The sequence below is a fragment of the Thioclava indica genome, from assembly GCF_000714545.1.
In the GTDB taxonomy this organism is placed as follows: Bacteria; Pseudomonadota; Alphaproteobacteria; order Rhodobacterales; family Rhodobacteraceae; genus Thioclava; species Thioclava indica.
Window position 1 is genome coordinate 105,746 of record NZ_AUNB01000002.1, and the last position, 11,234, is coordinate 116,979.

The following is an 11,234-nucleotide window of genomic DNA, read 5'->3' on the forward strand; positions in this document are numbered from 1 at the left end:
ATGTATATCGGTCTCGATCTTGGCACGTCTGGTCTGAAAGGTGTTCTGATCAACGACGATCAAACGGTGCTGGCCGAGGCAAGCGCGCCGCTGACCGTCACGCGCCCGGCGGATGGCTGGTCAGAGCAAGCACCGCAAGATTGGATCACGGCAGCTGAGCACGTTATGGGGAAGCTCGCGGCGTATGGGCTGTCCGGGCTACGCGGGATTGGGTTGTCGGGACAAATGCATGGCGCGGTTTTGCTGGATGCAAGTGACGCGGTGTTGCGGCCTTGCATCCTGTGGAACGATACGCGCGCGCACGGCGAGGCTGCGATGCTGGACGCCAATCCGCAGTTTCGCGCGATCTCCGGCAATGTCGTGTTTCCCGGCTTTACCGCGCCTAAACTTCTTTGGGTCGCCAAGCATGAGCCGGAGATATTCGCGAAAACGGCGAAAGTCTTGCTGCCGAAAGACTATCTGCGGCTTTGGCTGACGGGTGAGTATGTGTCCGATATGTCAGATGCAGCGGGCACAAGCTGGCTTGATACCGGTGCGCGGGATTGGTCGGACGTTTTGCTAGTCGCAAGTCGCATGCGCCGCGATCAGATGCCGCGTCTTGTCGAAGGGTCCGGCGTCTCGGGCCAGTTGCGTCCGCAATTGGCGGCGCGGTTTGGTGCTGGGGCGGGTGTGATCGTTGCAGGTGGCGGTGGCGACAACGCCGCTTCGGGAATTGGCGTGGGCGTGGTGAAGACGGGGCAAGCCTTTGTCAGCCTCGGCACGTCGGGCGTGTTGTTTGCGGCCAATGATGGCTATCAGCCCGATGCGGCCTCGGCTGTGCATACGTTTTGCCACGCACTTCCTGATACCTGGCACCAGATGGGTGTGATCTTGGCGGCCAGCGACGCGCTGAATTGGTTCGCGCGCCTGACGGGGGTGCAGGCCAAGGATTTGACGGCTGATCTAGGCACGCTGAAAGCGCCCGGAAAGACCCTATTTCTGCCTTATCTGGGCGGAGAGCGTACTCCGCTAAACGATGCGTCGATCCGCGGGGCGTTTATCGGCTTGGAACATGCTACGGATCGCGCAGCCGCCACGCGCGCGGTTCTTGAGGGCGTGACCTTTGCTATCCGCGATTGCCGTGACGCCTTGGCTGCGACCGGGACGCAGATACAAAGCCTTTTGGCGGTGGGAGGCGGTTCGCGATCCGACTATTGGCTGCAAGCAATTGCAACGGCGCTGGACATGCCCGTGAAGCTGCCTGTTTCAGGGGATTACGGCGGTGCGTTCGGGGCGGCGCGATTGGGGCTGATGGCGGCAACTGGAGCTGGGGCCGAAATTGCAACGCCACCGCAAATCGCGCGTGAAATAGACCCTATTTCTGCCCAAACGGCAGATTTCGACGCGACACATGCGCGTTATCGAGAAGCCGCGTCCCGAATATCCGGCCTGACCTGAAACGCAAAAAGCCCCGGCTAGAAACCGGGGCTTTGAACTTGACGTGATCGGTAATTTAAGCTGCGAGCGTCTCGGTCGACGAGAAGAACATCGCTTGCGAAACCGCCGACTGCACCTGCGCCTCGGTATAAGGCTTGGTGATCAGGAACGCAGGTTCGGGCCGCTCGCCGGTCAGCAAACGCTCGGGGAAGGCGGTGATGAACACCACCGGCAAATCCGCCCCGAATTGGCCCAAGATATCGTTCACCGCGTCAATGCCCGACGAGTTATCGGCAAGCTGGATGTCGGCAAGGATCAGATCGGGTTTCTCCTTGGCGGCCAGCTCCACAGCCTCGGAGCGCGTGCGCGCGATCCCGGTGATGGAGTGCCCCATATCCTCGACGATGGCACGGATATCCATCGCGATGATTGCCTCGTCCTCGATGATCATGATTTTGCCGGCGACAGAGGCTTCCATTTCGCGCAGCGCGATGTCGATCAGGTCCTGCGCCTCATCGGCGTCGATCTGCATGATCGTGCCGATTTCTTCAACGCGGAAGCCTTCGATCGAGTGAAGCAGCAAGGCCTCACGCGTGTTCGGTGTCAGCGACGACATGTGGTCCTGCGCGCTTGCCGAGAGACGGCTGTCAGGCTCTCCCAATGGCGAACCAGCCGAGGCCCAAACGAGATGGAACGCAAGGAACAAAGCAAGCTTGGGATCGTTATCCTCAAAAGGTGTCGTATCTTCGAGAATCGCTTCAAGCGTGGCGGCGGCGTATCGGTCGCCACTGTCTTGGCTGCCGGTAAGGGCGCGCGCGTAACGACGTAGATACGGTAGGTTGGCCCCAATGGTGCCGACGATGTCTTCGGACATAAAAGCCCCCTTTTTCGTTTTCTGGGAACCAAACGCTGTAGCCCTGCGTTTGGTTCCGTGCAAAGTATGTGGGATCGGAAACCGGAATGTATAGTGACATGGCTGACGAAAAGTCCAAGTCCAGTATCAAAGAGCAGATCAACGCCAATCTCAAGCGAGTCTACGAAGAAGCCTTGCAAGAAGAAGTCCCTGATCGGTTCAAAGATCTACTGGCGCAACTTAAGGCGAAGGAGAGTGGCAAATGAAGACGCCCTCCAAAACCGCTCCGGAGACTGAAATCCGCGATCCGCGCGATGAGTTGCCCGAACATCTGGGCGCGTTGCGCGCTTTTGCGCTGTCGTTGACCCGAAACGGGGCTTCGGCCGATGATCTGGTTCAGGACACGATTGTTAAGGCTTGGTCGAATATCGACAAATTCGAGAAGGGCACGAACCTTCGGGCGTGGCTGTTTACGATTTTGCGCAACACGTTTTATTCCGACCGGCGTAAGCGCAAGCGTGAGGTGGCCGACCCTGATGGGGTGCACGCGGCCAGCTTGTTTGAAAAACCGGCCCATGACGGACGTCTTGCGATGAGTGATTTCGTGCGCGCCTTCGATCAACTCAGCCCGGAACACCGTGAGGTTCTGACTTTGGTCGGGGCCTCGGGATTCTCCTATGAGGAAGCCGCCGGCATGATGAGCGTGGCCGTGGGTACGGTGAAGAGCCGTGCCAACCGCGCTCGGGCGCGTCTGGCTGAGATGCTCGAACTGGAAGAGGGCGAGGATATCATGTCGGATTCGGACGGTAATTCGATGGCTGTTATGGGGCGTTCCGGCGTTGCCGCCGCATGACGACAGAGGCCCCCGAAGGGGTGCAACCCGAATCCACGCCTGAAATGGACTGGCCGCGCGCGCGCCCGAGAGGCCTGGGCGCGGCCTTCAACGGGTTGGGCGTGCGGCTGGCTTTGATGCTGGCGGTTGCGCTGTTCCCGCTGTTGATTATCGCGATTCTGCAATCGTCATCCGTGGCGCGCGAGGCGCAGGCGCGCTCGGAAGCGGCCTTGATGGGCGAGACGATGCGCGCGGTGGCGGGGGAAACTCGCGTTATCCAACATGCACAGGACGCAGCCCGCTTGCTGTCGACCACTGTCTTGCCGTTGCTTGATAATCCGCAGGCCTGCTCGGCGCGCATGCGGCAGGTGGCCTCGGCATTTAAGAATTTCTCGCTTGTCGCCTATATTCCCATGAACGGGCAGATGACATGTTCGAATACCGGAGAGCGCTTTAATTTCTCGGGTGAGGATGTTTTCGATAAAATTTCAGCAGCGACCGACACCACGTTCTTCGTCAATCGTACTGCGCCCGTGTCAGGGACATCGGTATTGGGCGTGGCGCATCCGGTTTATGACGACGCGGGGCGCCATATCGGGCTGATCTCGATCTCGATGCCCCATACCGAGCTGTCGCTCGCGAAAGATGGCCCCAAGCTGGACGATAAACGTCCACTGGTGATTATGACGTTCGATGAGGAGGGCACGATTTTGACGTCCTCCGACGGTTTAGGCAAAACGCAAGGCCATCTGCCCGCAGATCGTTCGCTCAAGTTGTTGGCGGGCGCTGGGGCGATGACGTTTTCCGGGGTTTCGAATGTTGGCCACGAGCGCGTCTATTCCGTTGTCGAAGTGGTTCCGGGGCAGCTTTACGCGCTGGGCAGTTGGCCTGCCGAGAAGGTCTCATCCCTTAGCCCGTTTGCCGATATTTCGCCGATCTTGTTTCCCGCATTGATGTGGGCGGCAAGCCTGTTGGTGGCCTATTTCGCGATGCAGAAACTGGTGATTGGCCATGTTCGCAAGCTCGCCTTTGCGATCTCGAATTTCGCAACGGGTAACCGAATTGTCGGAACGCTCAATCTATCGGGCGCGCCGACCGAAATCCGCGATCTCGCCGAGGCCTATGATCGCATGACCGAGACGATTCTGCATGACGAGGCAGAGCTTGAGGACATCGTTCACCACAAAGAGGTGCTGCTGCGCGAAGTGCATCACCGGGTGAAAAACAACCTTCAGCTTATCGCGTCGATCATCAACATGCAGATGCGTCAGGCCCGCACGCCCGAGGCGAAGGGGCTGATGAAAAGCTTGCAGGAACGCGTGATCTCGCTCGCGACGATCCACCGGGGGCTGTATCAGACCTCGGGGTTGACCGACATTCGCGCCCAGGAACTGCTGCCCGATATCGTGCGCCAGATCACGCGTCTGGCTACAGGGCCTGGGCGGCGGATCGCGGTGGATTGTCAAATCGACGATATTCATCTGACGCCAGATCAGGCGGTGCCGCTGTCGCTTTTGCTGACCGAGGCCATGACCAATGCGATGAAATATGCCTCGAATGCGGGAGGTAAGCCGACGCTTGATATCACGCTGCGCAAGCTTGACGGAGCGCGGGCGCGGCTGCGTGTCAGCAACACCGTGGATCCCAACGCCGCCCCCTCTGCAAGCGTCGATGGCACCGGGCTTGGGTCGCAACTGGTGAATGCGTTTGTGCAGCAGCTTTCGGGACAGCTTCAAATCGAGACGGTGGACGAGATTTATATCCTTGTGACCGAGTTTGCACTGCGTCCGCTGGAAGAAAGCGAATTGCGCCATGAAGAACACTTGAAATCTAATACGGATGAAACAGCTAAATCTGATGAGAAATCGTGATTGCATGCCAAATGTTGTCAGCGCCGATCTAATCTGACGGAAGTGAACGGGTTGCATGGACCGTCTACAACAAGCCGGAATTCAAGCTACAAGCAGGACGAAACTGCTTTTGACCGCAGCCGAGGCGTATCCTGCGCTTGAGGGCGCGTTTCTGGATGCGCGCCATGATATCTCTCTCTCTTTCCGCATTTTTGATCTCACGACCAAGCTGCGGTCAAAGCGTGGGCGTGAGGTTGGAAAGACATGGTTTGATCTGATCCTGCACGTGCTGCGCCGGGGGGTGGCGGTGCGCATTGATATCACAGACTTTGACCCCTGCGCCCGCCCGCAACTGCATCGCGGCACTTGGCGCACGATGCGGATGTTGGCCGCCGCGCGCGAATTGGCGGGGGCGCAGGCCCGGCTAAGCACCCGCGCCCTGATGCATCCTGCGCAATCGGGATTCTTCGTCCGTCTGGCGTTTTGGCCGGTGGCGATGCGCAAGATGGGCAGGCACGCGCAATGGCTTAATGATCAACCTGCGGGGCAGCGGGAAAACATCCTGCGCGATATGCCCGGGCTGGTGCCGTATCTGACGGGGACTGCCAGCCAAGGGTTCAAAAAGCGGGTGCTGTCTTTGCCCAAGCTGTTCCCCGCGATTCACCACCAGAAAATCGCGCTTTTCGATGAAAAATGGCTCTATATTGGCGGATTGGACCTGAATGACCGCCGTTACGACACACCCAAACACGCGCGCAAAGGGTCGCAGACTTGGCATGATGTCCAGTTGCTAATGTCGGGTCCGGTCATCCGTGAGGCGCGTCTTCATCTTGATAGCTTTCACGAGGTCGCAGCGGGTCAACAAGACGCGGCACCGCCCCGGCGTTTGTTGCGCACGATTTCCTGCCGCCGCCGCTTTGCGCCCTTCGCGATTGGACCGAGCGAGAAGAACCGTGAAATCGCCACTGCGCATGAGATGCTGACGGCGCGGGCGCAGAAACTGATTTATCTCGAGACCCAGTATTTCCGCTCGCTGTCTCTGGCGAGGCATCTGGCCAAAGCGGCAAAGGAACGCCCGGATCTCAATCTGATCCTGATCGTGCCAGCCGCGCCCGAGGAAATGGCCTTTGACAATGGCATCAGCGCTGATCTGCGCTATGGCGAATATCTTCAGGCGCGCGCGATCGGGATCGTGCAACAGGCCTTTGGCGCACGCGCATTTGTGGGCAATCCCGCGCAGCCCCGGTCGAAAAACACCGCAGGGCCTGATCACGGGCGGGACCACGTCAAAGGGGCTCCGCTGGTCTATCTGCATGCGAAAGTCTCGATTTTCGATGACGAGTCCGCAATTGTGACATCGGCTAATTTGAATGGCCGCTCGCTGGCTTGGGATACCGAGGCTGGCGTTTATTTACGCCGCAGCGATGGGGTTGCGGCGATGCGCGGGCGTGTCATGCGCCATTGGCTGCCCGAGGACGTTGATCCGTGCTGTCTTGAGCTGGACAATGCGGCTGCGCATTGGGCGCAAATTGCCCAGCAAAATGCTGCGCTGCCCCCCGATGACCGCGATGGCTTTCTGATGCCTTATGATTGCGAAGCCGGTCGGCGCATTGGCAAGCGCCTGCCCTTCGTGCCTGAGGAAATGGTTTGATCAGCTTTCGCTGGAGGGTTTTTGTTCGCGCAGGCTGTCGGTCAGCACCAAAGCCCAAAGCAAAAGCGGGATCGCGACGACACCGCCAAGCGGCCCCCATAGCCAGATCCCGAAGGTCAGCGACAAGAAGATCAAAAGCGGATTGATTTGCATGTGCTTGCCAACAAGCGTCGGGGTAACGAACTGCCCCTCTGTGCTGTTCAAGCCGAGATAAACGAGCGCTGGAAGCAACACACGAAGCCCGTCAAACGCCGCAACCCCGGCGAAAATCAGCGCCACGGCCAGCATCGCCGGGCCAAGATAGAGAATATAATTGATCAAAAAGGCGATAACGCCCCACAGGGCCGCGTTCGGCATGCCGATCAATTGCATGGCTGCCGCCACGAACAGGCCAAGCCCGGCATTAATCACCGAGATTGTCAGAAAATAGCGCGAAACGCGGTTCTCGGCGGCGCGCAGACGCAGCGCCGTGTTCCCCCGTTGCGTGGATTGCGCAAGATGCTTGGCAACCCAGTCGTAAATCTCACGCCGGGAGAGTTGGAAAAAGAAGAGTGTCCCGAAATACAGCAGCGCTTGCCCCAAAAGAGCCGGGGCGAGCAAAAGAACGTCGGTCGCGCTTGGCATTGCCGACGAGCCGCTTGCGTCCTTACCGCTATCCGAGGCCGGTGTGATCGCCTTAGAGACTTCGTTGCTGGCGTCTTGAATGCCCTTAAACATCTGACGCAGATCGAGAACGCTCGATTGCATATCGGCCCAGACCTTGGGTGCCTGAACGATCATCTGCGCCACCAATGGCTGGATCACCAGTATCAGCAACGCTGCGACCAACAGCGAGATAACGATCGAGGTCAGCGCCCCCCAGACGGGCGACAAACCTCTGGTTTCCCATGCATCGGAAATGGGTGAGAGAACGATCCCCACCACCAGTGCAAGCACGACGGGGGCAAGCAGGCTCTCCACCTGTTCGAGCGCGGCAACTACGGCAATCACGGCGACAACGATGATTGCGACGCGCGACAGGGTCTCTAGGCGATTCATGGTGTGAGTAAAGCTCCCAATATCGTGAACAACGCGGTTTTCGCGCTGTGGTTCCGTCTATTCGATCAAATAGTTTTTGGAACGTATGGCGCGTGTTTGGCGTTTCTTTTCCAGTAACTGGAGAGAAAGGTAACACCATGAATTGGGATGAAATCAAAGGCAACTGGAAGCAAGTCAAAGGCAAAGCCCGCGAGCAATGGGGCGAGATGACCGATGACGAGCTGGATAAAGCTGAAGGTCGTCGTGAGCAGCTTGTGGGCCTTGTCCAAGAGAAATACGGCAAGACCAAAGAAGCCGCTGAGAAAGAGGTCGATGACTGGTATGATAGGCACTAATTCGACACTATTCCGGCTAAAAGAGGGCGTTTCGCAGGTGCGAAGCGCCCTTTTTCTTGGGCCGCTCTTGGGCCTCTCAGGTATGAAAAAGCCGGGCGCTGGGCCCGGCTTCATCGTTGGTGCTTGTCACGCGATCAGTGCGTGATGCCATCATGTCCACGCGCGCGCAGATGCTCGCCTACATCTTTAATCGCTTTGCTGGCTTCATCCGCCAGTTGTTGAGCCAGGCGTTCGCTCAAATCCTGCCCGGCACTTTTCGCCTGACTCGAAATGTCACGCACTGTTTTGCGCGCTTCCTCCGTCGCCGTATCGGCGACAGCTCGGGCGGTGCGTTTCACCTCTTTGCCTGCCGTATCGGCCAGCGATTTCACGCGCGATTTTTCTTCGTCGTAGATCGACTTGGCTTCGTCGATAAGACGATTGGTGCGCGGACCGAACGAGCGTCGGTTCACTTCGGGCTTAGGCATTGCGTTCACAATCGCCGCGCCAATGGCAATGCCGAGTGCTGCGGTGATCAGCGGATGATCCTTGATCATCTTCTTGCCAGAACGACCGGCATCTTTCGCGCGATCCTGAAGGCTCAGACGCGCCGAATAGGCCGCCTCACGCGCCCGCACGACACGCTCGCGTGCTTCGTCGCTAAGATCGCCCAGGCCGGACTGTAGCGAGTCCCGCAGGTCTGAGGCGAATTCACTGACCATGCGAGCGCGCTCATTCGCGTAGTCCGCGGCTTTTTCGGTGTTGCTCGCCGCGGCGATCTCAAGCTGTTTCATGCGCTCGGACGCCGTGTCCCGCAGCTCGTCGATTTCATCAAGCCAATCGTCTGACAGGCCATCCTGAGCCATAACAGAGCCTTTTTCAGAGCCTTCAGTCTCTGCTGACTCATCATCGCCCTTGCGCGCGCTTACGGCCAACCACGCGAGGCCAGCACCTGCCAAAGCGAATGCCAGCGGGTTGGCGCGCACCGTTTCTTCGGCCTTTTTGGCCATCGGGCGCGCATATTCTTGTACCATTTGCGAAACTTGCTCGGATAGATAATCGGGGGCGATGCGCCCCGTCAGATCGGCGAGCGTTGAGGCCAGATCCGCACGATCATCCCGCAGGCGGTTCTCGAGGTCTTTGATTTTCGCTTTCTTGCTCACTTGAAGGTCTCCTTGATGGTCTGCACATCGGCAGACAGGTTTTCCTTGATCCGTTCCGGAGGACGCCCCGCGCGCCGCATCTGCGCGATAGACATCAACGCGAGAATGATCGCGGTCAGCACAAGAACTGCGCCTGCAATCAGTGTGGCGGGGCCTTTGTCCAACCCAAGCCACTCCAGCGCGTAAACGCCCGATTGCACCAATGGCCCAATCGCGCCAATCCCGAGGATCAACGCGATACCGGCAAAGATAACTGCGTTTCGCACAAGCGACACGCGTTGCATGGCTTCGGCACGCGCAAGAGCAGCCTCGGCGCGCGCGATGTCGCGGGCTTGGTCGACGAAATGCGACAATAGCTCTGAAACACTACGTTCAGAGGTCTTGGTCTTGTGGTCATTGGTTTCGTCGTCAGACATCGTCACTCCTTTGGCGCAGCGCAAAAATACGCTGCGAATGTAGCAAGATAACGCGGCAATATGCGAATGGTTCCTCGCACCGGGAGTGATCGTGGCGGGGCCGCGAAACCTACCTGATGGGGAAAAGTTCCACCCAATTTCAGGATTCTTTTCCGGGAACTTCTAGTTCAAGCTCTCGTTAACTCCCCATGAGACGCAAGAGAACGCGTCAACATCGGTAGAAACAAGTTTGTAAGGAGATTTCCCATGCTAGGTTGGGCCCTGACGTTCCTCATCATCGCGCTGATTGCTGCAGCACTCGGGTTTGGCGGCATAGCAGGCGCATCCGCAGGCATCGCGCAGATCCTGTTCGTGGTGTTCTTGATCCTGTTCGTGGTTGCCATGGTCGCGCGCGCCGTTCGCGGTAAGCCACCGGTATAATCGCGCCGCAACAGAGACTGATACGCTAATGAAAAGGGCCGCTCAAATGGAGCGGCCCTTTTGTAATTTACAGTCCAGATGTAGGGCGGCGCGAAACGCTTCGCGCTCAACTTCCATTTTGTTGGGTTTTCGGACCAGTTGCCGCTCAAAATATTTCGCGGAATTTGCCCAAAGGTTTTCGCTTCCGCCCCATAGATTTTCGCGTGAATTTCACGGTTTCCAAAGGCCGAAAAACATCTATTTGTCAAATTGAGTCAAACCACAAATTTCTGCTTTTGGGAAGTGAAATCAGAACCATGTCTTTCGGTTACGCTCCGGGTAGCTAGGTCACCAAAGCGCTTGAGCCAAGCTATGAAGCCCTCGCGCAGCGGCTCCGGCATGGGCGCTCGCGGAAGCTGTGTCGCGCCCGACAATCGCCGGCGTTTCGCGGATCGGCGACACAGCTCAGCGATGCTGTCTTCGCCACGAAGGCCGTGCAAGACGATCCTGATCTTCTCTTTCGAGGAATACTATTTGCGCGTGGCCCGCTTGATATCGTTGTCTCATGTTCCACTCCTCAGTGGTTCCGATGAGCCAAGAACACACTCTTAACAAATACCGCTATTTGAACCCATAGGCGCTGACGTCAGATCCCCTTGCATCACCGCCAGCGCGCCGCATAATGAAATCAACCAGATGGGCCGGACTCTCTCTCTCAGTTTAGGCCGTCTTCGGTGCCAAAAACCCTGATCAGGGACGCTTCATCAAGGCCCCGCCGCTCCAAAACGCGGTTGGCTGGCGAGATCATGAAGTTGACGGGCGTGTTCGAAGCTTCTATCCACCTCTCATGGAACACGTGATCGCCACCGCAAACTTCTGGTGGCCGGCCAGCTGATAGGCGGCCGGACGCTTCATGCTACCCGGGCCGCCGCGAAGGCGGCCTTTTCTTGTTTTCAGCTTCCTTTGCGGCGTCCCTCCCATTTCGAGAGGACACCATGACCAAACCCATACTCCTGACCGGTGATCGCACGACCGGTCCCCTACATCTCGGCCATTATGCGGGGTCGCTGCGCTCGCGGCTGGACCTGCAAGACAGCCATAAAACCTATCTGCTTCTAGCCGATGCGCAGGCGCTGACGGACAATGCGCATGATCCGGCGAAAGTGCGCCGCAACGTGATCGAAGTCGCGCTCGACTATCTCGCCGTCGGGGTCGACCCGACGAAGAGCACGATTTGCCTGCAGTCGCATCTGCCGGCCCTAGCGGAGTTGTCGATGTGAACCGCCCCGGGTTTACCGGAGG

General features: G+C 58.3%; 12 protein-coding genes and 1 pseudogene. 8 read left to right on the top strand and 5 right to left on the bottom strand.

Annotation, left to right across the window (positions count from 1 at the left end; all coding sequences use genetic code 11):
- On the top strand, positions 1-1,437 hold the full coding sequence (gene xylB, locus DT23_RS02750) for a xylulokinase (RefSeq protein ID WP_038127983.1): 1,437 nt from the start codon (positions 1-3) through the stop codon (positions 1,435-1,437).
- A 55-nt stretch (positions 1,438-1,492) separates the two neighbouring features.
- On the opposite strand, the gene DT23_RS02755 is transcribed toward xylB, so the two are convergent.
- On the bottom strand, positions 1,493-2,290 hold the full coding sequence (locus DT23_RS02755; protein ID WP_038127985.1) for a response regulator: 798 nt from the start codon (positions 2,288-2,290) through the stop codon (positions 1,493-1,495).
- An 86-nt stretch (positions 2,291-2,376) separates the two neighbouring features.
- On the opposite strand from DT23_RS02755, the gene DT23_RS02760 reads away from it, so the two are divergent.
- From DT23_RS02760 to DT23_RS02775, 4 genes are read left to right on the top strand one after another with little or no spacing between them, the layout of a single operon-like run.
- Positions 2,377-2,535, top strand: coding sequence for a NepR family anti-sigma factor (locus DT23_RS02760; RefSeq protein WP_240473529.1), 159 nt, complete (start codon positions 2,377-2,379; stop codon positions 2,533-2,535).
- The gene (locus DT23_RS02765) at positions 2,532-3,122 is read left to right on the top strand and encodes an RNA polymerase sigma factor (protein WP_038127986.1); all 591 of its coding nucleotides are present in this window, start codon (positions 2,532-2,534) and stop codon (positions 3,120-3,122) included. Before DT23_RS02760 ends, DT23_RS02765 begins: the two co-directional genes overlap by 4 nt.
- Complete coding sequence (locus tag DT23_RS02770; RefSeq protein WP_240473530.1) at positions 3,119-4,972, top strand: sensor histidine kinase; 1,854 nt, start codon at positions 3,119-3,121, stop codon at positions 4,970-4,972. Before DT23_RS02765 ends, DT23_RS02770 begins: the two co-directional genes overlap by 4 nt.
- A gap of 55 nt (positions 4,973-5,027) precedes the next feature.
- Positions 5,028-6,602, top strand: coding sequence for a phospholipase D family protein (locus DT23_RS02775; protein WP_081846887.1), 1,575 nt, complete (start codon positions 5,028-5,030; stop codon positions 6,600-6,602).
- Here the strand turns inward: DT23_RS02775 and DT23_RS02780 are convergent, their stop codons facing one another.
- Positions 6,603-7,640, bottom strand: coding sequence for an AI-2E family transporter (locus tag DT23_RS02780; protein ID WP_038127987.1), 1,038 nt, complete (start codon positions 7,638-7,640; stop codon positions 6,603-6,605).
- A 137-nt stretch (positions 7,641-7,777) separates the two neighbouring features.
- Here DT23_RS02780 and DT23_RS02785 point away from each other — a divergent pair, with 137 nt between their 5' ends.
- The gene (locus DT23_RS02785; RefSeq protein ID WP_038127989.1) at positions 7,778-7,975 is read left to right on the top strand and encodes a CsbD family protein; all 198 of its coding nucleotides are present in this window, start codon (positions 7,778-7,780) and stop codon (positions 7,973-7,975) included.
- 134 nt (positions 7,976-8,109) lie between these two features.
- Here the strand turns inward: DT23_RS02785 and DT23_RS02790 are convergent, their stop codons facing one another.
- Both DT23_RS02790 and DT23_RS02795 read right to left on the bottom strand, forming a co-directional pair.
- Entirely contained in the window at positions 8,110-9,117 is a 1,008-nt protein-coding gene (locus DT23_RS02790) for a hypothetical protein (RefSeq protein WP_038127991.1), read from the bottom strand.
- Positions 9,114-9,533 (bottom strand): phage holin family protein, encoded by a 420-nt coding sequence (locus DT23_RS02795; protein ID WP_038127992.1) that lies wholly within the window; start codon positions 9,531-9,533, stop codon positions 9,114-9,116. Before DT23_RS02795 ends, DT23_RS02790 begins: the two co-directional genes overlap by 4 nt.
- Positions 9,534-9,779: 246 nt before the next feature.
- Between DT23_RS02795 and DT23_RS18835 the strand changes: the two genes are divergently transcribed.
- The gene (locus DT23_RS18835; RefSeq protein WP_038075379.1) at positions 9,780-9,953 is read left to right on the top strand and encodes a DUF1328 domain-containing protein; all 174 of its coding nucleotides are present in this window, start codon (positions 9,780-9,782) and stop codon (positions 9,951-9,953) included.
- 398 nt (positions 9,954-10,351) lie between these two features.
- Here DT23_RS18835 and DT23_RS20280 read toward each other — a convergent pair.
- Positions 10,352-10,486, bottom strand: a pseudogene (locus DT23_RS20280) (IS3 family transposase); the annotation flags it as partial.
- A gap of 441 nt (positions 10,487-10,927) precedes the next feature.
- Between DT23_RS20280 and DT23_RS02805 the strand changes: the two are divergent.
- The gene (locus DT23_RS02805) at positions 10,928-11,212 is read left to right on the top strand and encodes a hypothetical protein (RefSeq protein ID WP_038127995.1); all 285 of its coding nucleotides are present in this window, start codon (positions 10,928-10,930) and stop codon (positions 11,210-11,212) included.
- The last annotated feature ends 22 nt before the right edge of the window (positions 11,213-11,234 follow it).